The sequence below is a fragment of the Desulfofundulus thermobenzoicus genome (assembly GCF_009428905.1).
Taxonomy (GTDB): Bacteria; Bacillota; Desulfotomaculia; order Desulfotomaculales; family Desulfovirgulaceae; genus Desulfofundulus_A; species Desulfofundulus_A thermobenzoicus.
The window spans coordinates 58,153-79,068 of sequence record NZ_WHYR01000004.1 but is presented as its reverse complement, the minus strand read 5'-3'; the positions used below and the strand labels follow the sequence as shown (position 1 = coordinate 79,068).

The 20,916-nt window shown below is 52.4% G+C and carries 30 protein-coding genes and 2 tRNA genes; 12 read left to right on the top strand and 20 right to left on the bottom strand.

Features of this window, described 5'->3' with window-relative positions:
- Positions 1-360: 360 nt before the first annotated feature.
- On the bottom strand, positions 361-867 hold the full coding sequence (gene mog / locus GFC01_RS02555; RefSeq protein ID WP_152945073.1) for a molybdopterin adenylyltransferase: 507 nt from the start codon (positions 865-867) through the stop codon (positions 361-363).
- Between the two features lie 97 nt (positions 868-964).
- On the opposite strand from mog, the gene fdhD reads away from it, so the two are divergent.
- Positions 965-1,753, top strand: a complete 789-nt coding sequence (fdhD, locus tag GFC01_RS02550; protein ID WP_152945072.1) for a formate dehydrogenase accessory sulfurtransferase FdhD — start codon at positions 965-967, stop codon at positions 1,751-1,753.
- 2 nt (positions 1,754-1,755) lie between these two features.
- Here the strand turns inward: fdhD and GFC01_RS02545 are convergent, their stop codons facing one another.
- The 3 genes from GFC01_RS02545 to GFC01_RS02535 form a co-directional block, all read right to left on the bottom strand.
- Positions 1,756-1,950 carry a hypothetical protein gene (locus GFC01_RS02545; protein WP_152945071.1) on the bottom strand — a complete coding sequence of 65 codons (195 nt, stop codon included), beginning with the start codon at positions 1,948-1,950 and terminating at the stop codon, positions 1,756-1,758.
- A 268-nt stretch (positions 1,951-2,218) separates the two neighbouring features.
- Complete coding sequence (locus GFC01_RS02540; RefSeq protein ID WP_243137164.1) at positions 2,219-2,509, bottom strand: 4Fe-4S binding protein; 291 nt, start codon at positions 2,507-2,509, stop codon at positions 2,219-2,221.
- A 219-nt stretch (positions 2,510-2,728) separates the two neighbouring features.
- Positions 2,729-2,911, bottom strand: coding sequence for an AMP-binding enzyme (locus GFC01_RS02535; RefSeq protein WP_341473715.1), 183 nt, complete (start codon positions 2,909-2,911; stop codon positions 2,729-2,731).
- Between the two features lie 102 nt (positions 2,912-3,013).
- Between GFC01_RS02535 and GFC01_RS02530 the strand changes: the two genes are divergently transcribed.
- Entirely contained in the window at positions 3,014-3,250 is a 237-nt protein-coding gene (locus tag GFC01_RS02530; RefSeq protein WP_152945069.1) for a type II toxin-antitoxin system Phd/YefM family antitoxin, read from the top strand.
- A 258-nt stretch (positions 3,251-3,508) separates the two neighbouring features.
- Here GFC01_RS02530 and GFC01_RS02525 read toward each other — a convergent pair whose 3' ends face one another.
- The gene (locus tag GFC01_RS02525; RefSeq protein ID WP_152945068.1) at positions 3,509-4,654 is read right to left on the bottom strand and encodes a SpoIIE family protein phosphatase; all 1,146 of its coding nucleotides are present in this window, start codon (positions 4,652-4,654) and stop codon (positions 3,509-3,511) included.
- 21 nt (positions 4,655-4,675) lie between these two features.
- Positions 4,676-6,403, bottom strand: coding sequence for a [Fe-Fe] hydrogenase large subunit C-terminal domain-containing protein (locus GFC01_RS02520; RefSeq protein ID WP_152945067.1), 1,728 nt, complete (start codon positions 6,401-6,403; stop codon positions 4,676-4,678).
- A 382-nt stretch (positions 6,404-6,785) separates the two neighbouring features.
- Here GFC01_RS02520 and mntA point away from each other — a divergent pair, with 382 nt between their 5' ends.
- Together mntA and hepT are read left to right on the top strand one after the other, a co-directional pair.
- Positions 6,786-7,205: a type VII toxin-antitoxin system MntA family adenylyltransferase antitoxin gene (gene mntA, locus GFC01_RS02515; protein ID WP_152945066.1), complete on the top strand. Its 420-nt coding sequence runs from the start codon at positions 6,786-6,788 to the stop codon at positions 7,203-7,205.
- Positions 7,198-7,662, top strand: a complete 465-nt coding sequence (gene hepT, locus GFC01_RS02510) for a type VII toxin-antitoxin system HepT family RNase toxin (RefSeq protein WP_152945065.1) — start codon at positions 7,198-7,200, stop codon at positions 7,660-7,662. Before mntA ends, hepT begins: the two co-directional genes overlap by 8 nt.
- A gap of 51 nt (positions 7,663-7,713) precedes the next feature.
- Here hepT and GFC01_RS02505 read toward each other — a convergent pair whose 3' ends face one another.
- The 3 genes from GFC01_RS02505 to GFC01_RS02495 are packed head-to-tail and all read right to left on the bottom strand — an operon-like array spanning position 7,714 to position 8,674.
- Entirely contained in the window at positions 7,714-8,046 is a 333-nt protein-coding gene (locus tag GFC01_RS02505; RefSeq protein ID WP_194174764.1) for a DUF4351 domain-containing protein, read from the bottom strand.
- Positions 8,015-8,278 (bottom strand): hypothetical protein, encoded by a 264-nt coding sequence (locus tag GFC01_RS02500; RefSeq protein ID WP_152945063.1) that lies wholly within the window; start codon positions 8,276-8,278, stop codon positions 8,015-8,017. The genes GFC01_RS02505 and GFC01_RS02500 overlap by 32 nt, the downstream gene beginning before the upstream one ends.
- 57 nt (positions 8,279-8,335) lie before the next feature.
- Positions 8,336-8,674 (bottom strand): YmaF family protein, encoded by a 339-nt coding sequence (locus tag GFC01_RS02495; RefSeq protein ID WP_194174763.1) that lies wholly within the window; start codon positions 8,672-8,674, stop codon positions 8,336-8,338.
- Positions 8,675-9,073: 399 nt separating this feature from the next.
- Here GFC01_RS02495 and GFC01_RS02490 point away from each other — a divergent pair, with 399 nt between their 5' ends.
- Both GFC01_RS02490 and GFC01_RS02485 read left to right on the top strand, forming a co-directional pair.
- Positions 9,074-9,277, top strand: coding sequence for a type II toxin-antitoxin system HicA family toxin (locus tag GFC01_RS02490; RefSeq protein WP_341473709.1), 204 nt, complete (start codon positions 9,074-9,076; stop codon positions 9,275-9,277).
- A gap of 31 nt (positions 9,278-9,308) precedes the next feature.
- On the top strand, positions 9,309-9,722 hold the full coding sequence (locus tag GFC01_RS02485) for a type II toxin-antitoxin system HicB family antitoxin (protein ID WP_152945060.1): 414 nt from the start codon (positions 9,309-9,311) through the stop codon (positions 9,720-9,722).
- 215 nt (positions 9,723-9,937) lie between these two features.
- On the opposite strand, the gene GFC01_RS02480 is transcribed toward GFC01_RS02485, so the two are convergent.
- The 7 genes from GFC01_RS02480 to GFC01_RS02455 form a co-directional block, all read right to left on the bottom strand.
- Positions 9,938-10,014 (bottom strand) — tRNA-Arg (locus GFC01_RS02480).
- A 5-nt stretch (positions 10,015-10,019) separates the two neighbouring features.
- A tRNA-Gly gene (locus GFC01_RS02475) sits at positions 10,020-10,093 on the bottom strand.
- 152 nt (positions 10,094-10,245) lie between these two features.
- Positions 10,246-12,558: a molybdopterin-containing oxidoreductase family protein gene (locus GFC01_RS02470; RefSeq protein WP_152945059.1), complete on the bottom strand. Its 2,313-nt coding sequence runs from the start codon at positions 12,556-12,558 to the stop codon at positions 10,246-10,248.
- Between the two features lie 78 nt (positions 12,559-12,636).
- Positions 12,637-12,852, bottom strand: a complete 216-nt coding sequence (locus GFC01_RS20125) for a 4Fe-4S dicluster domain-containing protein (protein WP_207707571.1) — start codon at positions 12,850-12,852, stop codon at positions 12,637-12,639.
- Positions 12,836-12,970 carry a 4Fe-4S binding protein gene (locus GFC01_RS20120; RefSeq protein ID WP_207707570.1) on the bottom strand — a complete coding sequence of 45 codons (135 nt, stop codon included), beginning with the start codon at positions 12,968-12,970 and terminating at the stop codon, positions 12,836-12,838. The genes GFC01_RS20125 and GFC01_RS20120 overlap by 17 nt, the downstream gene beginning before the upstream one ends.
- A 24-nt stretch (positions 12,971-12,994) precedes the next feature.
- Positions 12,995-13,693 (bottom strand): cytochrome b/b6 domain-containing protein, encoded by a 699-nt coding sequence (locus GFC01_RS02460; RefSeq protein ID WP_194174762.1) that lies wholly within the window; start codon positions 13,691-13,693, stop codon positions 12,995-12,997.
- A 1-nt stretch (position 13,694) separates the two neighbouring features.
- Positions 13,695-14,414 (bottom strand): MerR family transcriptional regulator, encoded by a 720-nt coding sequence (locus GFC01_RS02455; protein WP_152945057.1) that lies wholly within the window; start codon positions 14,412-14,414, stop codon positions 13,695-13,697.
- A 551-nt stretch (positions 14,415-14,965) separates the two neighbouring features.
- Between GFC01_RS02455 and GFC01_RS02450 the strand changes: the two genes are divergently transcribed.
- From GFC01_RS02450 to GFC01_RS02440, 3 genes are all read left to right on the top strand, one after another.
- On the top strand, positions 14,966-15,160 hold the full coding sequence (locus tag GFC01_RS02450; protein ID WP_152945056.1) for a hypothetical protein: 195 nt from the start codon (positions 14,966-14,968) through the stop codon (positions 15,158-15,160).
- A gap of 271 nt (positions 15,161-15,431) precedes the next feature.
- Positions 15,432-15,620, top strand: a complete 189-nt coding sequence (locus GFC01_RS02445) for a hypothetical protein (RefSeq protein ID WP_243137162.1) — start codon at positions 15,432-15,434, stop codon at positions 15,618-15,620.
- A 23-nt stretch (positions 15,621-15,643) separates the two neighbouring features.
- A complete protein-coding gene (locus GFC01_RS02440) occupies positions 15,644-16,840 on the top strand; it encodes a sulfite exporter TauE/SafE family protein (RefSeq protein WP_152945054.1) in 1,197 nt (398 codons plus the stop codon).
- Positions 16,841-16,899: 59 nt separating this feature from the next.
- On the opposite strand, the gene GFC01_RS02435 is transcribed toward GFC01_RS02440, so the two are convergent.
- Positions 16,900-17,205, bottom strand: coding sequence for a hypothetical protein (locus tag GFC01_RS02435; protein ID WP_152945053.1), 306 nt, complete (start codon positions 17,203-17,205; stop codon positions 16,900-16,902).
- A gap of 252 nt (positions 17,206-17,457) precedes the next feature.
- Between GFC01_RS02435 and GFC01_RS02430 the strand changes: the two genes are divergently transcribed.
- Together GFC01_RS02430 and GFC01_RS02425 are read left to right on the top strand one after the other, a co-directional pair.
- Positions 17,458-17,601: a hypothetical protein gene (locus GFC01_RS02430; protein WP_152945052.1), complete on the top strand. Its 144-nt coding sequence runs from the start codon at positions 17,458-17,460 to the stop codon at positions 17,599-17,601.
- A 52-nt stretch (positions 17,602-17,653) separates the two neighbouring features.
- On the top strand, positions 17,654-17,893 hold the full coding sequence (locus GFC01_RS02425) for a hypothetical protein (RefSeq protein WP_152945051.1): 240 nt from the start codon (positions 17,654-17,656) through the stop codon (positions 17,891-17,893).
- Positions 17,894-18,036: 143 nt separating this feature from the next.
- Here the strand turns inward: GFC01_RS02425 and GFC01_RS02420 are convergent, their stop codons facing one another.
- From GFC01_RS02420 to GFC01_RS02410, 3 genes are all read right to left on the bottom strand, one after another.
- Positions 18,037-18,243 carry a hypothetical protein gene (locus GFC01_RS02420; protein ID WP_152945050.1) on the bottom strand — a complete coding sequence of 69 codons (207 nt, stop codon included), beginning with the start codon at positions 18,241-18,243 and terminating at the stop codon, positions 18,037-18,039.
- A 273-nt stretch (positions 18,244-18,516) separates the two neighbouring features.
- The gene (locus GFC01_RS02415) at positions 18,517-18,882 is read right to left on the bottom strand and encodes a sigma-54-dependent transcriptional regulator (protein WP_152945049.1); all 366 of its coding nucleotides are present in this window, start codon (positions 18,880-18,882) and stop codon (positions 18,517-18,519) included.
- Positions 18,860-20,401 (bottom strand): ATP-binding protein, encoded by a 1,542-nt coding sequence (locus GFC01_RS02410; RefSeq protein ID WP_152945048.1) that lies wholly within the window; start codon positions 20,399-20,401, stop codon positions 18,860-18,862. The genes GFC01_RS02415 and GFC01_RS02410 overlap by 23 nt, the downstream gene beginning before the upstream one ends.
- Before the next feature lie 270 nt (positions 20,402-20,671).
- Here GFC01_RS02410 and GFC01_RS02405 point away from each other — a divergent pair, with 270 nt between their 5' ends.
- Positions 20,672-20,860 (top strand): hypothetical protein, encoded by a 189-nt coding sequence (locus GFC01_RS02405; protein WP_152945047.1) that lies wholly within the window; start codon positions 20,672-20,674, stop codon positions 20,858-20,860.
- Positions 20,861-20,916 lie beyond the last annotated feature (56 nt).

Here is a 20,916-nt window from a genome sequence, read left to right as displayed (position 1 = left end):
ATAAAGCAGGGAAACTAAAAGCAACTACCCTGACATGACAAAATACCCCCTTACAGCCTGTTGAGGGAAATTATGAGATGATTTCTTCTGTTTTCTCCCGGCAGCGGGCGGAGATGCCCTATGAAAACATTTCTTAGCTGCCCTAGCAACATTTTCCCCGGGAAGAAAAGGTTTTATACATCAAAATCTGCCCGCCCCGGGCGGCTGATCGGTTAAAGCCAGTTATTGAATCATCCCCGCTTCCTCCGGCCGGTATTCCCTGAAGCCCGGCAGCCCACCAGGACCGTGGCGTTCCGGCCATTTCCCGGGTTGGGCCTCGTCTCAAGCATTTCTGCAGCAGGGATTCAAGAGTCAATCCGCTTACTTTAATTCTGCTGCTTCCCTTCCGCACTCCCCGCCCCGGCCGGTGAGGATTTCCAGGCCGTGAGGCAGGGCCGGCAGGACGGCCTCCAGGCACTCCCGCACCCCTCTGGGGCTGCCCGGCAGGTTGATGATCAGGGTGCGGTGGCGGATGCCGGCCACCGCCCGGCTGAGCATGGCCCGGGGGTTTTTTTTCATGCTCTCGGCCCGCATGGCCTCGGGGATACCCGGCACTTCCCTTTCAATGACCGCCCGGGTGGCTTCCGGGGTGTTGTCCCGGGGGGAAAAGCCCGTCCCGCCGGTGGTCAGGACCAGGTCCAGCCTGTCCCGGTCCACCATGGTGATCAGGTTTTCTTTCAATACTTCCAGGTCGTCGGGCACCAGGCGGTAGGCTACCACTTCCCCGTCTATGGCCGCCACCATTTCCCGGATTACATCCGCACTCTTATCCTCCCGCTCACCGCGGGAACCCTTGTCGCTGGCCGTAAGTATACCAACTCGCCACATGGCAGACACCTCCAAATAAAATGCTTAACGCCGAACTTGCCCCCGGGCGCCGGGAAAGATACAATAATTATGTACTTTAGCCCGGGGGGTAAAATCCATGACTTTATCCGGCACCACCACTGTACCGGTTAAAAAAATTGCCGGCCGGAATGTGCAATCCACCACGGACCAGGTGGTCAGGGAAGTACCGGTGACCCTGTTTCTAAACGACGAGGAACTGGTGACCCTGGTCTGCTCCCCGGACCACCTGGAGGAGCTGGCGGTGGGTTTCCTGTGCTCCGAGGGCATCCTGAGAAAACCCGGCGACCTGAAGGGGATCACCGTTCACCGGGACGACGGCCTGATCTGGGTGGAAACCACCGGACCGGCGCCGGCCCGGGAGGGCTTTTTAAAGCGCTATCTCACCACCTGCTGCGGCCGCAGCCGGTCTTCCTTTTATTTTATCAATGACGCCCGGGGGATAAAACCGGTCACTTCCCCCCTGCAAATACCGCTGGAACGGGCCCTGGCCTTCGCCCGGGAAATGGAGGGGAAGGCCGCCCTGTTCCGGGCCACCGGCGGCAGCCACGGGGCCGCACTCTATTCCCGGGAAAAGGCCCTGTTTTTTTATGAGGATATCGGGCGGCACAATGCGGTGGATAAAATTTTCGGCCGGGCTTTCCTGGACGGCATTGCCCTGGGAGACAAGCTGCTGGTGTTCAGCGGCCGGGTTTCTTCGGAAATACTGATCAAGGTGGCCCGCATGGGCATACCGGTGATCATCGCCCGGGGAGCGCCCACGGACCTGGCCCTGGCCATGGCCCGGGAGACGGGCATCACCGTGGCCGGCTTTGCCCGGGGGGACAGGATGAACGTGTACACCCACAGTGAGCGCATTATCGTTTAATCTTAAAAACACCCCAGCTCGCAGGCTTTGATCTTGATGTCCAGGGCGTCGCAGGCCGCACCCACCTGGCGCACGGGAACCTTCAGTTCCCGTGCCAGCGCCCGGGCGGCGGTACAGGTCAGCCGCCCGTCCACGGCGGCCTTTTTCACCGCTTCCAGCACCCGGGGATCCACGGAAACGGTTCCTTTTTCCTTCATTGGCTTTATACTCCTTTCTGAAAACTAATCGCCGGTGCCCGGCACCTCCTGTTCAGTTGTTCAGTGAAATTCATCCTGAAAAGGTTTCACCCTGTATAAAAGAGCCGGAGATTCCCGGTGCCACTGTTCACCAGTTACACCGTGGTATAATCATTATAACCCCATCGGGTGTTTTAGAGAACCCTCCCATCCCTCCGGGAAACAAGCCGGGGCAGGAAAAAGAAAACCAGGCCCCGGAAAAGGACCTGGCATGATAACTGTTCTTTTTCTAAGCGGGCACTATTGAGCCCAGCTTGCACTTGGCCAGGCACTCGCCGCAGCGGATGCACAGGGACTGGTCAATGGAATGGGGTTCCTTTTTCTCCCCGGAAATGGCTCCCGTCTCGCAGGCTTTGGTGCACATCTGGCAGCCCTTGCATTTTTCCGGGTCCACCTTTAATGGCGGAATTTCCACTCCGGCTGCGGCAGCCGCGTCCTTCACTTTCGTGCCCGGGGGCACCACAAACTGCACACCGTTTAAAGTGATGACAACTTCTTTGGGCTTTTTGGCTTCGGCCATCCTCTCCATCTCCCCTGCATGAGATTATACTTCCTTATTTACAAACTATTTCTACAAAAGACGGCCGATCCCTGCCGTATAAGACAGATCCAATAAATACTTTGCCTCAAGGACCTGACAACTCCGGCAACATCCCCCGGTTTACCCCCGGTATTAACGAACCGGGGGAATGACCACAGCTTTCATCAGAATCCACCATGCATTGTATAAACCTGAGGGTTATCCCTTCAGCTTTGCCGCCTCTTCTTCCCGCAGGTAGCGGCGCAGCACTTTGCCCACGATGGTCTTGGGCAGGCTGTCCCGGAATTCGATGGACCGCGGCACCTTAAAGGCCGCCAGCTTGCTGCGGCAGTATGCCAGCAGCTCTTCTTCCGTGGCCGTCTGCCCCTGTTTTAACACCACGTAGGCCAATAATAGTATGAATAACTATCTGTCAAAGAACCGTCCCAGACCTTGACTTAGTCCCGGACTTAGTCCATAATTACCTTTAAGGGGTGAAATTATATGGGAATGCAGGTAAATATCCACGAGGCAAAAACACACTTTTCAAAAATTTTAAACCGGGTGCTGGCCGGAGAGGAAGTGGTTATTGCCAGAGCAGGCACGCCTGTGGCGCGCCTGGTCCCGGTGTCAAAGCAGACTGCCCGGCGTTCGCCGGGTAGTGCTAAAGGCAAGATTACCGTTGCCCCCGATTTTAACGAACCGCTGCCGGAAGGTATTTTAGGGGAGTTTGAAAAATGAGAATGCTGCTGGATACCCACGTGTTCCTGTGGTGGATTACCGACAATCCCTTATATAGACTATTCCAGGACCATGTCACGGGTTTAACCCCAATCTGCCACTTTTGCCCGGTGAACCGTCAATAATTGGTCCAGATTTCGCTTGTGCTATAAATAATGAATGTGTCGACACTTAATAGCATCAGGCGCTTTTATCTTCGTTTCACCTGTACTACGAATAACGAATGCGGACATGCGCTGACAACATTTCCCATAAACGTTAATGATACTCCACCGTTACGTTCTTACCCATCCCCTGCAACACCCGGATCAAATCGCTGATGATATATTGTTTATAAACAAATATGGCCGGTACCCCGGGCTCCGGCCGGGCCTTGTTCACTGCCGTGCCCACAATAAAATGCACGCTGTCGGCGGACAGCAGGATGAAGGCCAGGCGGCTGGCCCCGTCCCGGCCCCGTAAATCCGCCGGTTTACCCTTCTTAAGATACTCCAGGGCGTCCACCAGGGTCACCGCCCCCTCGGTGACCAGGTCGATGCCGGCAATGGTGCCGGCGGGCGGCACCCGGTCATTCCCGGTGGTCAAATCCACACTGAGCTCCCGGCCCAGCACCCGGGCCACCATATTGCCGGTGGTGCCGCCGCAGACCACCTTGACGCCGGCGGAGCGCATCAGTTTATCCACCACCACCACGTCATCATCCATATTCCCGGGAGGGCCGATGAGCACGGTCACATGCTGCGGCCGGCGGATCTTGACCACGGCCACACTGGCGTCATCCCGGGGTTTTTCCCCGTAAATGCGGTAACAAAGCCGGGCAATGTCCCCGGCCCAGTCCGCTGCGCTCCTGGCCGGTGAATAAGTGCCGGCCAGGTAAACTCCCACACGGTGCTGATCCCAGGCCATGTGCAGGGTGCGGCCCAGGCCAGCCTGGGTAATCCCGTCGGTGACCATCACCAGCCAGTCCTGCTCGCCAACGGTAAAAAAGCACTCCCGGATGACCTTGCCGCTGATGACCCTTTCTTTTCTTTCCAGGGAACGCAGGCTGTTATTCCGGCCGGCATAGGCCGGGGGATTCTCATATTCCACCAGGTAGGCGCGGCCGTCCCGGTCCACCTGAAAGATGGTGAAGGTGCTGTAGGCCAGCTTCCTCACCTTGCATATGGGCAGCGTCTGGGCGAGGGTCTCAATAACGTCGTCAACCCTGGCACCCATCTTCAGCATGGTGCCGGCCGTTTTAGCGGTCAGGCCGGAAAGAATGTTGGCCTTCACCCCGCTGCCCAGGCCGTCGGCCACCACCACGATATGGTCCGTATTTGTTTTAATTACTTCAATGGTATCGCCGCAAATTTCCTCACCGGCTTTGGTCAGCCGGGCGGTACCCGTATCCACACAAATAGCCATGGGGCTGTGTTCCCCTTTCGGTTAGACAGACTCCTTTTCCATCAGGTCAATCAGTTTGCTCAAAAGAACCTTGGTCTCGGCGGTGGTTTCTCCCAGCAGGCCGGCAATTTCCTGGGCCACGGTCATCTGTTTGTTGATCACTTCCCGGGCCCGGGTAATGGTCTGCACCTTCACCAGCTCGAAACGCTCCTGCTGCCTCTTATCGGCGGTAATGTCGACCAGAATGCCCACCACGGCCCTCTCACTGTCCAGGGGGAAAATGATGTCCCTGGTGATCAGATCCAGTTCGGGGTGGGAGTGGATGCGGTTCAACATTTCCCCCGTTTCCAAAACTTTGATGAAGTTTTCCGGGTTGATGAATTTATCCAGGGGCTGCCCCAGCATTTCCCGGGCCGGGCGCCTGAACATGCGCTCGGCGGCCGGGTTGACCTCCTTAATCACCAGCCGGTGGTCCACAATAATCAGGGCGTTGGGCATGGCCGCCATCACCAGGTTGGAAGTGGATTCGGCCCGCTTGCGCATGTAGGGAATGCACATCTGCACTTCCGCATTGCCCTGGTAGACGGCTATGGCCTTGTCCCGGCAGGAATCATAGCCGCAGGCGCCGCAATTCAACTCGTCCTCCGGCTGGTACTTGCCCGTGCGGGCCAGGATCCGCCGGATGGTCTGTTCATCGGGCAGGGGCAGGGAAACCCGCCGGTCGGCATATTCCCTGTGCATGAGGGACGGGGGCAGTTCCGGCCCTTCGCCGGCCGTGGGCCCTTCCCGGGCGGCCCTGGCCCGAAAGTATTCCCTTACCTTGCGGCGGCGGGTAAACAGATCCTGCTCCCGGCACAGGGAAAGGGGGCCGTCGATGCAGCCCCCCCGGCAGGCCAGCAGTTCCATCAACAGAGGCGGCCGGGGGATGGCGTTCCGGGATAAATTGTCTAAAAAAGACATGCAGTTCTGCAGACCGGTGATGGTCAGGTACTTTTCCTCTTCCCGGGTGTCCGCCTGCAGGGTGGCGATCAGGCCCCCTTCAATGGGGAATAGCCTGGCCAATCCCGGCCGCGGCCCGTCAAAATCACCCGGGGGCAGATCTGCGGCATCAATTCCCTCCTCCTGCATCCATTCATAGAGTTCATCAAACCCCAGCACATAATCAATGGCGTCGTCTATCCCCTCCACCCGGGCCTCGGCCTTCTTGGCCACGCAGGGGCCGATAAACACCGTGCGGTACCCGGGATACATCTTTTTCATCAGGCGGCCGTGGGCGATCATGGGCGATACCACCGGCGCCAGCATGGGCAAAAGGCCGGGATAATACCGCTCAATCAAATTGACCACCACCGGACAGGCGCTGCTGATCAGGGGGCGGTCGAAACCCGGCTGCCGGTGCGTCCGGGCCACCAGTTCGGCCCCCAGGGAAGTTTCCTGCACCCGGGCAAATCCCAGCTTTTTCAGCAGGGCCGGCATCTGCCCGGGATCCTCCAGGGGAAAGGCGGCCACAAAGGAGGGGGCCACCCCGGCGGCCACGGGTTGCCCTTCCCCGATGACCCGGCGCACCTGCTCCAGATCCGAAACCACCTTTTTGGCCTTCTGGGGGCAGGAGAGCACACAGCGGGCATCCTGCACGCACAGCTCGTCAATCACCCGGGCGTGCAGCGCCCCCGACTCGCCCCCGGTAAAACGGATGGCCTTCACCGCGCAGCTGCGCAGGCAGCGGTAACAGTCCCGGCAGCGGGCTTCGTTGGTGGTAATCAGTTCCATAAGGCAGCCCTTCTTTCTTTCAACTATAGGGGTTTGACCCCAGCATTTAGAATAACGGTAGTGGATGGTGGCCGGCTTCTTTAACTACAGGGGTCTGACCCCCTGACAGGGTTTTATCAAACCGGTAATGACCCGGCTACTGTGCCGCTGGTGGCGGTTTTACTGACCAATTACGTTGCATTCCTTTGCCTTTATCTGTTAACTCAATCTTCTGGTAAATTTGTGACAGATCTCACTAGTATTTATTTTAACAGATGCCGGTGAACAAGTGAATCCCCTTCCGCTAAGGGGTATGATATAATGGGAATACGGAAAAGTCTCGGGCCGGTAAAAATTGGACCCAAAGCTAAAATTCAAACCGTTTTCGATGGGAGCGAATTTTATGCTGCCAGGTAAAATCCTGTCCGATCTGCCATCGGTTTTCAGTGCGTTTCCGGAAGTTGCGGCCGTATACCTATTCGGCTCCTACCCGGCACACCCGGAGCAGGCCAGGGATGTTGATCTGGCCGTTTTGTTAAAATGGCCGGTAAAAAGCCCGGTCAATATTTATATGGCTCTTTACCCCCATCTGGCTGAAATATTTTCCCCCCTGGAAGTGGATCTTCTTTTTTTAAATACCGCTTCCCTGCCGGTGTGCTTTGAAGCGCTCAGCACCGGTATGGTCGTTTACTGCGCGGACGATGAATTGCGCACGGATTTTGAGTATGCCATTTCCGGCCGGTATATGGATTTCAAGTACCACCTGGAAAAGGCGCGGGATGAGCTTTTTGAGGAATTTAAGGAGGGGTGCCCTCTTGTTTAATAATGCCCTCATTACCGAAAGAATGGGAATTATACACAGTTCGGTAAAACGCCTGGCCGCCCTGGCTCAAATGCCTTTGGATCAGTTCAGTAATGACGAGGACGCCGTGGACATCGCCGAAAACAGACTGCGCCGGGCTTTAGAGGCATTGTTTGACCTGGGCCGCCATCTGGTGATCAAGTCCGGGGCAGGAGTGCCGTCAGATTATCGCTCGGTGATCGAAAAGTTAAAGGACGCCAAAATACTTCCCGGTGAGTTCGCCCATAAAATAATAGGAATGGCCGGTTACCGGAACCGCTTGATTCACGATTATAATAAGATCACGCCGGCGGAGCTCCATGAAATTATACAAACCAGGCTGGAAGACTTCACATTATTCTGCCAGTACGTTGTTACGTACCTGCAACAAATCCCCAAAAATATTCCACATACTTCGGGAAGGGACAGACCTTTTTAGGGGATCTTTGGTAGGGCGGGTAACCCTTCCATTTGCGTGCAAGCAGGGGATTTAGTGCCTGAGCGCAATCGCCTGCCGCAGTTCTTTTTCGGTGGTTATTTCCAGGATCTTTTCGGCCAGCGCCTCAAGCTGGGCCAGTTCCAGGGAGTTGATTCTTTCTTCAATGTCCTGGGGTACCGCACCAAGTCGCTTTTTGATTAGTTTTAACAAAATCAGGATGATTCCTTCCTGCCTGCCTTCCTGCCGGCCCAGCTGGATTCCCTCACGCCGGCCTTTTTCCACCAGGCCCGGGTCGTAGAATGTTTTAATCATGTTCTTCACCTCCTGATCGATCCGGCGGTAACCACCATATTTACCGTACAGGTATTCCATAATATTGAGCATTATGGCCTGCATTTCCCCGACGTCTTCGGGGGTGATCTTTTCTTCCTCCAGGGCCAGGGTAATTGACCAGGTCGTCCTGGATGAATTCCGTGCTGCCGTAGCTTACTGCGGCCGTTTCGGAAAGATGATCATTATACAGGGCATTCAGCATGTGCAGCAAGGGCTTTTTCGACAGGTGAAACAGCCTTTTGATCAGTTCGTCCATTTTGATGGCGGTGGGCTGAGTGTTCATTTCCACCCCTGCCGGGCGCACAAATAAAGTCCCGGGTGAAACCACCCGGGACTTTACTTATTCCTGTGTACCGGCGTCCTGCGCCTGGCCGTACATGGTCGGTATGGGCGGACCGGTTACATTTCTAAAACGGTGGCTGTGGGGCGGCCGGCCGCTGATGCTGGTCACCCCGCGAAACTCATGGACATGCCCCCCGGCAGTGGCTATACCCGGACCGGTTTCCACGTCTATCAAATGGTCATGCCCCAGCTCCACCGTAGTGATCACACGGATACGGTGGGTGTGGGCCAGACCCTGACCGACAGCCGGACCGGTATAACCCTGGTAACGGTGCAGGTGACCGTACTCGTAGGATGTCTCTCCGGAAAAAAAGTGGACGTGTTGACCGTCAGGCATTGGCATCCCCCTTTTTTCACTATAATATTAAAGAAAAAAGGTTGGCGTTACCAATATTACTATCTTTTGTTATATCCTGCCCTGTTCCGACCGGCAAGAGGGGCAACATAAAAGAGGGCGCAGGCGGAAAGAAAACAGCGGGCAAAAACCGCAGAACACTTATTTTCCAGGGCTTCAATCCTTTCTGTAGAGGCCCTAAAACGGAAACGGAAATCAATTTTTCAGCCCTATCGCTAGAAAAATTTCGGGGCTCGCCAGACCCGCAACCCCTACCCCCGCTGGAAGGACCCACCCCTTGCCAGACCGCCATTGCAAAAATAAAAGAGCCCGGAGGCTCATTCAGTCATTTACATTACCCATTGACACGTGTTTTTATACGTGTTATAATCTGCTCGTGAGGTGAGGGTGAGTAAAACATATTCATCCAAGGAACTAATCCGCATGGTGCAGGAAGCCGGCTGGGTGCTTGTCAGAGTCAGCGGCAGTCACCACCAATTCAAACACCCAACAAGGCCAGGATTAGTCACTATCCCTCACCCGAGAAAAAGCCTGCCGACTAAAACAGTCAAGAGTATCCTTAAGCAAGCAGGTTTAGATAAGTAATAGCGTAATTTCCTGAAAGGAGGCCCTGGTTATGGCCAAAGACAGATACATCTATCCTGCCATCTTTGATTACGCGGACGATGGCATCTCGGTAGAGTTCCCCGACTTACCCGGATGCTACACCTGCGGCGACAACGATGAAGAAGCCCTTCGCATGGCCAAAGAAGCATTAGCCCTTCACTTATACGGGCTGGAGGAGGACGGCTATCCCATTCCCGAACCCAGCCCTGTAAACAAACTAAAAGTGGAACCAAATCAGGTTGTCGTTCTCGTCGAAGTCTGGATGCCCCCCTTCCGCGACGAAATGAAGCATCGGGCCGTCAAGAAGACGTTGACCATACCTAAATGGCTTGATGATTTAGCCCGGGAACACAATGTGAATTTCTCTCACTTACTGCAAAATGCCCTAAAAGAGTATTTGGGCATAAACGAAAAGCAGCCATAGCTTGCCTTGCCCTCTGCCTTCTTCTGGAACAGAAAATCATCCAGCACTTCCTCCCACGTCCGGCTTGCCTGCTTTTGTAATTTGAGCACTTTTGGCATACTTCCCCTTCCCCCCTTTTGCCGAATCCGTTGTTGCCGGGAAGGGCGTTTCAGGAACAACGGATTCAAAACAAAAGGCCCTTTCCGGCAATTCGGAAAAGGCCCGTAAATCATGGCTGGCCTCCCAGGAGGGATTCGAACCCCCGACCCACGGATTAGAAGTCCGTTGCTCTGTCCAGCTGAGCTACTGGGAGAAATTTGGAGCGGGTGATGGGAATCGAACCCACGTACCCGGCTTGGAAGGCCGGTGCTCTACCATTGAGCTACACCCGCTCGAAAACAACTGTTCAGTTGCAGTCGCACTTATAATTATAATCGAAAAAGGCGCCGGAGTCAAAAATTTTTTTCGTCAACGGCAAGCCCGGATGGTTGATTTGTTTCCCAGTCAATTCCAATCCGTCAACCCATATCCAACTTAGCACAAATTAATTATCATCGCCTGCCGGGTATATTCTACATAGCATACTTTTTAATGATTCCGAACCGGTTTCCGGATCATAATCCATCTCACCGAAAGCCAGGTTGATACTTGATTTTTTCCAACCATGTTCAGGTGGTGCTTCCTCAGGAAACCACCATGCATATTGAGCGCAGACCACATTCTCAGCTATCCCATCAAATAGTTTGGCCCGCATTTTTACCCGGCCATGGGGGGTCTCAATCCAAACCCAGTCACCCTCTGAACACCCTATAGATGCAGCAGTTTTAGGGTTTATTTCTACCAGTGGGTCTGGATTTCTACGGCGCAGCGAGCTTATCTGGCGGCCTTCGCTATGGAAGTAATCGGCTATTTTAACCCCGCCAATCAATATCAGAGGATACTTTTCGGCCAATTGAGGTGTTGAAACTGGTGAAAACGCTGGTTCACGATAGATTGGGAGAGGTGAAATTCCCATTGAAGCCAGGGTATCAGAATATATCTCAAATTTTCCTGAAGGCGTGCGAAAAAAGTGTTTCTCTTTCTCATAAGCATAATATCTGGCCTTACCGGTCAAAATGCCTTTTTCGCAAAATTCTTCAAAACTCAGACCGGTGCCTTTCAGCATCCAGTCGGTAAGTTCCTGGTGGTTGCGCCAGGGAAAAGCATCATGCATGCCTAACCGATGGGCCAACCGGATCATGACCTCTTGGTCATCAAGTGTATCTCCGATCTTAACCACCTTTTTCCGGGGAAATACGCTAAAAGTATGGGCACCCGAGTTATGGACCTCATCGTACTCCAGCCAGGTTGAGGCTGGCAGAAACAAATCGGCAAAATGTGCAGTAGGAGTTATGAAGAAATCGGAAACTACTATGTATTCGATTAGTTTTAAAGCTTCTTCTATTAACAATGAATTGCTCATGGTGAGCAGGGGATTAGCCCCCATAATCCATAAAGCCCGGATACGATATGGGTCATTGTTGACGATAGATTTCCAGAAGGTTGGCGGATGAATAACCGGACTCAGGGGATACCGAGAGCCTTTTAATTCGGCCATCAGTTTGAGTGCTGCCCCCTCCCCTTGTTTTTGGCCAAGTCTCCTGAGTAAAGGGTAAAAATTGTATTTCAAAAAGTCCAGAAATTGAAGGGTTCGATCCTGGATAAATCTTTTAGTTGAAGATATATTTTGTTTTCCATGATTTCCATCCAAGGCATACTGGTAATTCTGCAAGGGCATAAAACGAAATCCAGCGAAATCCATATCCAGGTACGGAAATTTAACGCGCAAGCCCTGGGGGCGTTCGAATACAATGTCTCCACCAGGTACATGTAAATTACCCGTGATTGCCCGCAGTATCAGCAGCGAGCGGGCCGTATGAAAGTTGCACATACTATGGTCGACGGCATTTCCCCATTGCATACAAGCTGGTTTGACAGTAGCGTAAGTGCGGGCTGCCGCTCTGATATCTTCAGCTCCTACCCCAACTATTTCTTCCGCCCATTCTGGCGTGAAAGGCTTTATATGCTCTTTGAGACGGTCGAATCCTACGGTGTAGTTATTAACAAACTCCCTATCGATCAAGTCTTCAACGATGATGACGTTGATCATAGCCAACGCCAGTGCTCCATCGGTTCCAGGTCTTAATTGCAGCCAGTGGTCGGCATTTTCCGCCGGGGAAATGCGTCTGGGATCTACTACTATTACTTTTTGGGCATTTTTTATAACCTTTTGCAGCAGTGCCCCACACATTCCGTCAGACGAATTATGCCCCTTGGGACCAGTGATGTTGCATCCCCATATAAGTACACATTGAGGTTCCACTCCACCCTGACCGTAAACGTCGCACACCGGCATCTCAGACATCCCTTGTGTAAATATATTGGCGTAAACACGTGGCCAGAAACAAATATGACCTACGCCGGTGAAGTTGGGCGTCCCGAAAGCGTTGGCAAAACGAGCCCCCAGGTTTTCATAAGGTCGTCCTGTTCCGTGCATCATAGCGAAATACTGTGGCCCGCTCTCGCGTTTTATTTTGAGCAGCCGCTCCGCCATCTCATCCAGCGCTTCATCCCAGGATATTGGCGTCCATTTGTTTTCACCGCGTTTGCCTGCTCTGCGCAACGGCTGCAGCACCCGGTCAGGGTGATACAGCAATTCTACCGAAGCAGCTCCCTTGCGGCAGATGTAGCCATGACTGGTAGGGCTTTCCGGATCTCCCGTAATTTTTACTACCCGTTCTCCTTCCATGTGAACCAGAACTTGACATACTCCGTGGCACATGCGGCAGGCTGATTTGATTATCCTGGTATTTTGCATATTGCACCTCCGGCCAGCCAATATAGCTGGTTAATTATTGTGCCTTTTAATTGAAAATCGTTGCCTGATTGGCAATCGTCAAGATATTAAACACTTAGAGTGTGTCGGGCAAGATACTAGGCCTATTAATGTCCCGATGGTCATGACGGTGGCTTCTCCTATGCCTATGGTCAGAAATAACAGATGATATATCCGTTTTTTCAGGTCGCGGCGTGAGATTATGGCGTTCTGCGGGCATGCTTTGACGCATTTCAGGCATCCTATACACTGTTCGGCCTCATCTAATATGGGCATGCTTATGAAAGATGATATTTACTTTACCAAGCACTTCTTTTGGGCAGGCCTCAATACATTTGCCGCAGGCATTGCAGTTTTTCGTATTTATCAAGATATGATCCGTAGCTTTGCCCATTTTGCCAACCCCTTTCCTGGTATACTACGGGGCTTTCCAGAGTGAATGGTGTTTATCGGTGTATGCTTTGGAAACTCGGCCGTCCCGTAATACCCGGGCTGAATCAGGATTGACGAAAATCGAAAGAAAGCCATGACCGATGACCATTATGGTGGCCAGGCATCCCAGCAGTCCATGAACGCACCAGAACAGTCCCTTTCTGCCTGCCAGACTGTGAGAGCCGTGTTCCATAACGACGGCACTGACCAGCAAGCCAATCAACACCAGTAAGATCGACCAGTAATATATCTTTTGCCCGGCATTAAATCGTCCGGCCGCTAGTGGTTTAGGATCATGGGAAAAATATCCGCCCATCTTCAGCAACCAAGGCCAATCATACCGCTTGAACAATGCGTCAGGAACCCATCCAAGTAAAGTTATCAAGGCAATAAGGAAAAATATGAATCCTAACCAGCCATGAAATGGACCTAAATGGCTCAGTGCGGTGCCTGGAACAACTTGCATGAAACCAGTAGCCGCCAAAGTAAGGAACCCGAGCAGCATCAGCCAATGGGAAATCCATTCCCGGATCCCGAATCTGCGCACCAGGGTACCTGGGCCGATTCCTTTGCCCGATACTGTATGGGGTCCGAAAGTCATGTAATAGAGCAGGCAACCTGCAATGGATAGGCTGATAGCTGCTATCCACACCAACATCTTATGCTCCGCGTAAAAATCGATCACATCAGTTGCCTCCTTTTTCGGTTCCATAATGATGACGGTGGTTTATAAAAAATTCGCGGTATGCTTTGGCGGTAAGCAGGCTTTTCACTTTTTCCAATCTAATCTGAATCTCCTTGAGTGGCTGATGTTTTTCTCCGGCGTACCGATTAAAGATCCGGTCATGAACAAGCTCGGCTTCACGTCGGGACAACCGCAAAAAGTCCCCATACAGCATAAGATCCTCCAGATCTAACCCCATGGTTATCAATTCTTTCAATGCCCTGGCGATAGCAAGGTCGAAGCCGTCAAATAGTCTGTTTTCGGTTTCGGTAGGCTGTGAAATAATCCCGATAAGACTCAATTGATGTAACTCCTTTTTCGTGAGGCCGGTCTTAGCCAAGAAAGAATCTTCATCAAAGTGTTCGTCGCTACCGCCGTTTCGAGCCTGAAGAAACAGCTGATTAAACATAAGCAGGTGATCTTTTTCACCGAGATCTTGGCCTTCACGTTTTGCCTTTAGAATTTCCTTAATCACTGCCAGGGGTAGGTAGTATTTTTCCTGCAGTTCTTTGATGAAGCGGATATCGTCCACCGTTGATCTATCGTAATAAGCCATGTTTTTGCTGCTGCGTACCGGTGGCAGCAATAGTCCCTCTCGGAGATAGAAGTGAATTGTCTGCTTGGATACGCCGGATAATCGTACCAAATCGCTCATCTTACATTCTTTGGACTCTTGTGTCATAGCATACTCTCCTACAATTTTTTGTGTAAAGTATATATCAACACTATGTACGCGTCAAGACCCAGCATGAGACCTCACACTCCTTTAGCTTGATTTTTGGTGTTTTTTGGGCGCGCGAGGTCTCATTTCTTTTTCAGGGGGCTGATCCCCTTCTGGTGCCTACTGAAATTTTTAGGGCCTTCGTCACCCCATTCTCCGCCCGGTGCATTATCGGCATCCCCTCCACCAGCAGGTAACGGAATGGGTAAAGAATGCGAAACCCGCCCCATAGACAAGAGAAAACCCATGAATGAGAAGTCCGCTGCCCTGGACATCCTGAAACTGTTTTTACAGTGGCAACAACCTGGCAATTAAAATGATAGTCAAAAATAAAAAAGGTATTGACAGCCGCAAGAGACTTTGTTACAATTGGATCAAGCAAAGGGTAAATAAGCACGGCCGAATCGAAAAACGATAGGCCGGTTGTCTCTGGTAAGTACCGGAGGCAACCGGCCTTTTTCATTCCCCGCCCGTGAATGCCATCACAATCCCCGGGCTTGAGGAGGATAAATATGGGTGAGGAAATGGAGGTCGTCGAAAATGTAACCACCAGGGAAAAACAGCTCATTCAGTTCATCCGGGAACTGGGCTGGGGAGAGTTAAGGATACGGGTGGAAAACGGCCAGCCGGTATTAATCTACGAAGCCGTCAGAATTATGAAGCTGGAAGAAAAATCTGTATCTCTTTATCCCCGGAGAAAAAAATAACCTTTTGGGTGCAAAAGTACCGGGCATATATATTCCGAAAAACGAAAGAACAATCATTTAAGGCCGCAAAACTCCGGAAAGCCCGGCGGGTATTTCCGGATGAAAAAAAGCGGAAAGGAGGTGAACCGTAATGGGTAAGACCCTGGTCAGGATTTTCATCGTCCTGTTCTGCTGCGGCTCCTTTGTAACCTGGGTCTACTTCCTGGCTGCAGGAAAAGTGGCGGGTAAGATCGGCTAATGGATGTTCTTTAAAAGAAAGGAGGTATTATTTATGGAATACTTCACGTGGACCGCTTCCCTGGCCAAAACAGCCCCGCTTACCTACGCCATAGTCACCGTGGGAACCATGGTTGCATTGGGCGTAAGCCTGGGGGTTCTGGCCGACGTAGCTTTTAAAGCCATGCACATTGATCTGGGCAAGTACAAGAAAGAATACGAAGAGGGCGGAGAATCCCGGTAAAAAAGAAATGGAGGTGAGTTTATATGGTTCACATGCCCATTAGCGGCGTGGAAATGGCCTGGTGGCCGCTTCTGTTGATTGGTTTCACTGTCGGTGTGGTAGGCGGCTTCTTTGGCATCGGCGGCGCCTGGCTGGTCACACCGAGCCTGAATATTTTCGGATTTCCGATGATTTATGCCGTCGGTACCGATATGACCCACCTGGTGGGTAAATCCATCGTCTCCACCTTCAGACACTGGAAGTTCGGCCATGTCAGCGTAGTCATCGCCTTTGCCATGCTTATCGGCACCTTCTCTGGAATTGAAACCGGCGCTCAGCTGCTCTTATGGTTAACTAAAAAAGGACTGGCCGGTTCCGTGGTGCGTTACGCGTATATGATTTTGCTGGTATCCATCGGTACCTTTATGCTGTCGGAATACCTGAAGGCCAGAAAGCAGGAAAAGGAAACGGGTAAAGCTGTTAAGGACATCGTTGGCACCAGCTGGTCCCGCTGGATCCAGGAAACCCTGGATATATGGCCTACTTTTTACTGTGGCACGGCCAAAATGAGAATTTCCCTCTGGGCCATCCTTTTCGTCGGAGTGGTCACCGGTTTTGTAGCCGGCATTCTGGGTGTAGGCGGCGGCATTATCCGGGTCCCGGCATTGATTTATCTGATGGGCGTGCCCACTAAAATTGCCGTGGGTACAGACCTGTTCGAAGTTATGTTCTCCGGCGCTTATGGTTGCTTCACCTACAGTATGAAAGGTAGTGTAGAACTCCTGGGTGCGGTGATCATGCTTCTCGGCGCCGCTGTGGGCGCCCAGTTCGGCACAGTAGCCACAAAATATGTATACGGCATCACCATTCGCCTGGTGTTTGCCCTGGCCACCTACTTCTGCCTGGCATCGGTTGTAATCAAGGAAATCGCCTCCCGGTTCGAACCCGTATACAAGAAAGGCATTGAAACCCTGCTCGCTCAGCAGGGATTTAACAAAGCGCAGATCTCGGCCATGATTTATAAGAAAGATGTTATGCACCACTATATGGTAGATGTGGCTCACCGGCCCGACTGGTACGCGGCCTTTATGAAAAGCTACCTGTGGACCCAGTGGGGCGGCATAGTGATGCTGACCGCCGCTTCTGGCATCTGCCTGTATATCATTGTACAGCTGGTTTTGGGCATCCAGAAGGAAAAGAGGGCAAAGGAAGCGGCGGCGAAAGCCAATATCGGAGCATGATTTTTCCAATAACCGCGGAAGGTCCCGGAACCTTTGTTCCGGGACCTTTTCATTTTTTCTTAAAGACCGGGATCCCGCGGCCGCCAGATAACCTTTGGATTATCGGGGTTCCAGTAGGCATCACAGCTCAGGCAACAATATTTGCCCAGGGGCGGGATAAAACAAATAACCGCGCCACAGAGTAGTGCTAAAGGAATTATTATCCGTCCCATAGGGTAGAGAAAACCGAGGAGATAACAGAGAATGGAACCGCCGCCGCCCACACCCAGTCCGGCAGCGATCCTGAGCATACGCCCGGTAGTGGTGTCCGTAGAACCACAGGCCGGGCAAGGTGGCGTTTTAATTTTGAAAAAGGGTAAACGCATCGTTCATTCCCCCCTTGACCCTGTTCTAGTGAGCACATTCACATTTTGTCACCGAAACACCCCCTCTTTTCCCCCAGCCAAAAACCACATCTCGCTTCAGTTCTTATTTCATTATCTCAAATCAGACCCCCCAATTCAAGGGAAACTTAAAGGGTTGTGAAATATTTAATTATTGAAAAAATGGTTTACTTCTACTTTTTTTCTTCTTATAATATACACACATATATAAACGGGTTATGGGGGCTGAGAAAAATGTGGAACGAAAAAGGGTGGGATTGCCGGGAGGAACTGGAAAGCAGTAGTCTATTGGATGATGTAATGAGTATCATCGGCCTGTTTCTGGTATCGGCACTGGGAGTTGTTTATCTGGGCTTTTTGTTCGGACCCATCAGGTAGTTTGGGGAAAGCATTGGCAAGACAGGAATATCCGCCCGTGGAGGCCGCCTGTTTGCAGGCGGCCTCCACGCTGTTTTTACTCTCTCACCATCGTTCCATCCCGGTGCAAAACAATCAAGGCGAACCGGTGGGCATTCAAAACTGCCGGGCGAACTCCCGGAGGGCAAATAGCCCACAGGCAAACAGAAGGAAAAAAACTCCCGCATTCCCACCGGAAGATAGGGGCGTAAAGCCACATTTATTTTTATCGGTACAAACTATCTTCACTTTAATTCTGCATGATCCCAAATAATAGGAAATATGATAATAAATTCCATTATTCCATGTTTGTTCATAAAACATCCAGCAAATGCCTTTGGCTTGTTCCGGCGGCACGGAAGCCGGGCGTTCCCCCTCGAAGGTAATGAAATGAAAACCTTCTATTCCTTTTCCGCCTTACTGGGAAGCTTGTTTTTGCCTGCTTTTACGAAAGGAGGACACTTCCTCTTCCAGCTTCAAGGTTTTTATTGCCTCATAGATCAGCACCGGCTGCCCGTTTTCCACCCGCAACCTGACTTCTCCCCAGCCCAATTGACGGATAAAACGAATCAACTGTAATTCCCGGTTGGTCAAACCTTTCGGGGAACTGCCTTCGTTTGTCATCCCCTTCCCTCCCCTGGTCAATTTACCGGCAGGAAAACGCAACACCGGTTTTCCACCAGTGCCCGGTGACCATTAACCCTCCTGGACATCATCCTTTCCCTGGTAAAGTATAGAGTAGTGCATTATTTCACAAAAACTTTACCATGGATAATTGTTCTTGTCAATACGGACAACTTTTCTTAATATTGCTTCTATTTTCCCACACCCCATTGGGACCTTTCGCCGGATCAAAGGCCCGGTGAACCGGGCCGGGCAAAACTGTCGACAACCGGGTCATAAACCGGCAGACAGGGCCTTTTTCACCGTTTCTTTAAGGTTATTCATTTGAAAGGGTTTGGTCACATAACCGCTGGCGCCCCTTTGCATGGCTTCCAGGGCCGTGGACATGCTGGTAAGGGCGGTCATGACCAGCACCGGCACACTTTTATTATTTTGCCGGATGTTCTCCAGAACCTCCAGGCCGCTCATGCCGGGCATCATAATGTCCAGAAGCACCAGATCCACTCCCCCGCCGGCCAGAACGGTCAATCCCTCGGGACCATTGCCGGCGGTAATAACATCGTAACCTTCATCCGTCAAAGCCTTTCGCAACGCCCAGCACATTCCCTTTTCATCATCAATGACCAGTATCCGCGCCATTAATGATCCCCCCCACGCCGTTATTTTTCGCCGGCAGGAATACGGTAAAAGCCGTACCCTGACCGGGATGGCTTTCCACTGCAATGGATCCCCCATGAATCCGGACAATTTCCTGGCTGATGGCCAGGCCCAGACCGCTGCCCCCGGTTTTACGGGTGAAAAAGGGCTGAAAGATATGCTGCAAATCCTCCTGGGAAATGCCTTCGCCGGTATCCCGGAAAACAACACAAACCCCCTCCCCGGCGGTAGAGGTTTCTATGGTCAGCCTGCCGCCACCGGGCATGGCCTGCACGGCATTGATCATCAGATTCAGGAAAACCTGTTTGAGCTTATCCCGGTTTCCTTTCACCGGCGGCAAATCTTCCGCCAGATCCGTTATTAACTGAACGCCGTTCTGTTTGAGCAGGGATTCACCGGAAAGGGTGATTTCCGCCAGCAATTTGTTCAGATCCACCGGCTCCATGGCATCACCGGGCCGGCCGAAGTTTAAAAGTTCCTCAATCAGTTTATTATGCCTCCGCACCTGTTCTTCCAGTATGGCCAGAGGTTCTTTCATTTCAGCATTTTTTTCCAGATCGGGCTTCACGGCTTCCAGTATGGACTGCATAATACTGATGGGCGTCCGCAGTTCATGGGCGATCTCCGTAACCAGCCGGCCCAGGGTGGCCAGGTGCTCTGAACGGCGCAACTGCTCCACCAGCCGTTCCTTCTCAGCCAGGTTTTCCGCCAGGTGATTGACCGCCCGGCCAATAACCCCCAGTTCCCCGGGCATTTCCGGCAATCTGACCCCCAGGTCCTTTTCCAGGGACAGCAGGCCGTCCTTCAAACGGCCCACTCCCCGCACCAGAGTCATGATGGTAACCAGGGTGGCCACCACGGCAAAACCGAACGCGCCCAGGGTAGTGTAACGGATGAGCAAGCGCAGCCGGGCGCTGCGGGCGAAAATGGGATGGAGCCGCTCTTCCACCCAGACCACGGCCACCACTTTTCCCTGGTAATGCACCGGCACCAGGTACTCCAGAAAGCGATCGTCCCAGGTTTGTCCCACCCTGGTGATGGGTTTGTCCGCGGCCAGGGTGGCCTCGATACCCTCCTTAACCTCCATGAAAATCCGCCTGTACCGTTGTTCGGACGTTTCGGGAGCCCGCAGCCGGTATTCGTGGAGAAACCCCTGCACACGGATCCTTTGCTCACCGGTCAAATACAGCCCGCAGCGAATCCCCGGGTGGCTGCCGGTAATCGACGTGGTTAAATGGTCGAACTGAGCAACCAGCAAATCGGTTAGCTCCCTCTGGAGATCCACCCGTCCTTGCTCCTGCAGGTTTATTTCCATCTCCTGGCCCAGGTAGTTCCCCATCCAAACCAGGCGGTTCTGCATATCGTTAAACAGCTGATCATCGGTCCGGGAGGCAAACAGTATATCGTAAATCATTACCAGCACGGGAACAACCAGCAGTATGGCCACGATACCCAACACTTGCAGGCGAATGCTCTGGGGCCGGAACCGCAAACGGAACATCTAGCCCACCCCTTTTCCCGTCCGGGAAAACTTCCCCCGCTGATAAACCAATCCCCATCTTGTGAAGTATTTCGCTAGGCCGGGAAACATTCCTTCTTCGAGTAAAAAAATATTGGGGAAACGAAAAAAGTGTTGACAGGGGATTGTGCCTGTGCTAACATATAAGCAAAAGGGAATAGGCCGAATCGAAGTACGATAGGCTGGTATTTCCGGCAGTATGCCGGGGTGCCGGCCTTTTTGTATTAGACCGTTTTCAGGGAGGGGATCATTATGAACAATAAGAACCCCATGCTCACCACCAAAGAAAAATGGGTGGAAACCGCCTCCCTTATTGTGGATGTAACGGGTGTGTCCCTGATCATCTCCCTGACGGCCGCCCTTTATATGAAGGCATTCTGCAACGGCATTTACGAAAGGATTGCCGGCAGCGCCCTGAAACTGGCTGAGGCACTCTGGTAATTCTCCCCCTCCCCCACCAGACCCCCATAACCCGTGCTTGTCGACCATTAGCCGGG

Excerpts from the sequence above, each read along its gene's own strand:
- GFC01_RS02540 (WP_243137164.1), bottom strand. The coding sequence starts at position 2,509 with ATGGCCGAAGCCAAAAAGCCCAAAGAAGTTGTCATCACTTTAAACGGT.
- GFC01_RS02415 (WP_152945049.1), bottom strand. The coding sequence starts at position 18,882 with ATGGCGCGGATACTGGTCATTGATGATGAAAAGGGAATGTGCTGGGCG.
- mntA (WP_152945066.1), top strand. The coding sequence starts at position 6,786 with ATGCTGCCAGGTAAAATCCTGTCCGATCTGCCATCGGTTTTCAGTGCG.
- GFC01_RS02500 (WP_152945063.1), bottom strand. The coding sequence starts at position 8,278 with ATGAACACTCAGCCCACCGCCATCAAAATGGACGAACTGATCAAAAGG.
- GFC01_RS02455 (WP_152945057.1), bottom strand. The coding sequence starts at position 14,414 with ATGACACAAGAGTCCAAAGAATGTAAGATGAGCGATTTGGTACGATTA.
- GFC01_RS02405 (WP_152945047.1), top strand. The coding sequence starts at position 20,672 with ATGAACAATAAGAACCCCATGCTCACCACCAAAGAAAAATGGGTGGAA.
- GFC01_RS02530 (WP_152945069.1), top strand. The coding sequence starts at position 3,014 with ATGGGAATGCAGGTAAATATCCACGAGGCAAAAACACACTTTTCAAAA.
- GFC01_RS02445 (WP_243137162.1), top strand. The coding sequence starts at position 15,432 with ATGGAATACTTCACGTGGACCGCTTCCCTGGCCAAAACAGCCCCGCTT.
- GFC01_RS02420 (WP_152945050.1), bottom strand. The coding sequence starts at position 18,243 with ATGACAAACGAAGGCAGTTCCCCGAAAGGTTTGACCAACCGGGAATTA.
- GFC01_RS02525 (WP_152945068.1), bottom strand. The coding sequence starts at position 4,654 with ATGGCTATTTGTGTGGATACGGGTACCGCCCGGCTGACCAAAGCCGGT.
- GFC01_RS02495 (WP_194174763.1), bottom strand. The coding sequence starts at position 8,674 with ATGCCTGACGGTCAACACGTCCACTTTTTTTCCGGAGAGACATCCTAC.
- mog (WP_152945073.1), bottom strand. The coding sequence starts at position 867 with ATGTGGCGAGTTGGTATACTTACGGCCAGCGACAAGGGTTCCCGCGGT.
- GFC01_RS02440 (WP_152945054.1), top strand. The coding sequence starts at position 15,644 with ATGGTTCACATGCCCATTAGCGGCGTGGAAATGGCCTGGTGGCCGCTT.
- GFC01_RS02520 (WP_152945067.1), bottom strand. The coding sequence starts at position 6,403 with ATGGAACTGATTACCACCAACGAAGCCCGCTGCCGGGACTGTTACCGC.
- GFC01_RS20125 (WP_207707571.1), bottom strand. The coding sequence starts at position 12,852 with ATGCCCATATTAGATGAGGCCGAACAGTGTATAGGATGCCTGAAATGC.
- GFC01_RS02430 (WP_152945052.1), top strand. The coding sequence starts at position 17,458 with ATGTGGAACGAAAAAGGGTGGGATTGCCGGGAGGAACTGGAAAGCAGT.
- GFC01_RS02485 (WP_152945060.1), top strand. The coding sequence starts at position 9,309 with ATGGCCAAAGACAGATACATCTATCCTGCCATCTTTGATTACGCGGAC.
- GFC01_RS02410 (WP_152945048.1), bottom strand. The coding sequence starts at position 20,401 with ATGTTCCGTTTGCGGTTCCGGCCCCAGAGCATTCGCCTGCAAGTGTTG.
- GFC01_RS02505 (WP_194174764.1), bottom strand. The coding sequence starts at position 8,046 with ATGCTCAATATTATGGAATACCTGTACGGTAAATATGGTGGTTACCGC.
- GFC01_RS02435 (WP_152945053.1), bottom strand. The coding sequence starts at position 17,205 with ATGCGTTTACCCTTTTTCAAAATTAAAACGCCACCTTGCCCGGCCTGT.
- fdhD (WP_152945072.1), top strand. The coding sequence starts at position 965 with ATGACTTTATCCGGCACCACCACTGTACCGGTTAAAAAAATTGCCGGC.
- GFC01_RS02545 (WP_152945071.1), bottom strand. The coding sequence starts at position 1,950 with ATGAAGGAAAAAGGAACCGTTTCCGTGGATCCCCGGGTGCTGGAAGCG.
- GFC01_RS02450 (WP_152945056.1), top strand. The coding sequence starts at position 14,966 with ATGGGTGAGGAAATGGAGGTCGTCGAAAATGTAACCACCAGGGAAAAA.
- GFC01_RS02470 (WP_152945059.1), bottom strand. The coding sequence starts at position 12,558 with ATGCAAAATACCAGGATAATCAAATCAGCCTGCCGCATGTGCCACGGA.
- GFC01_RS20120 (WP_207707570.1), bottom strand. The coding sequence starts at position 12,970 with ATGGGCAAAGCTACGGATCATATCTTGATAAATACGAAAAACTGCAAT.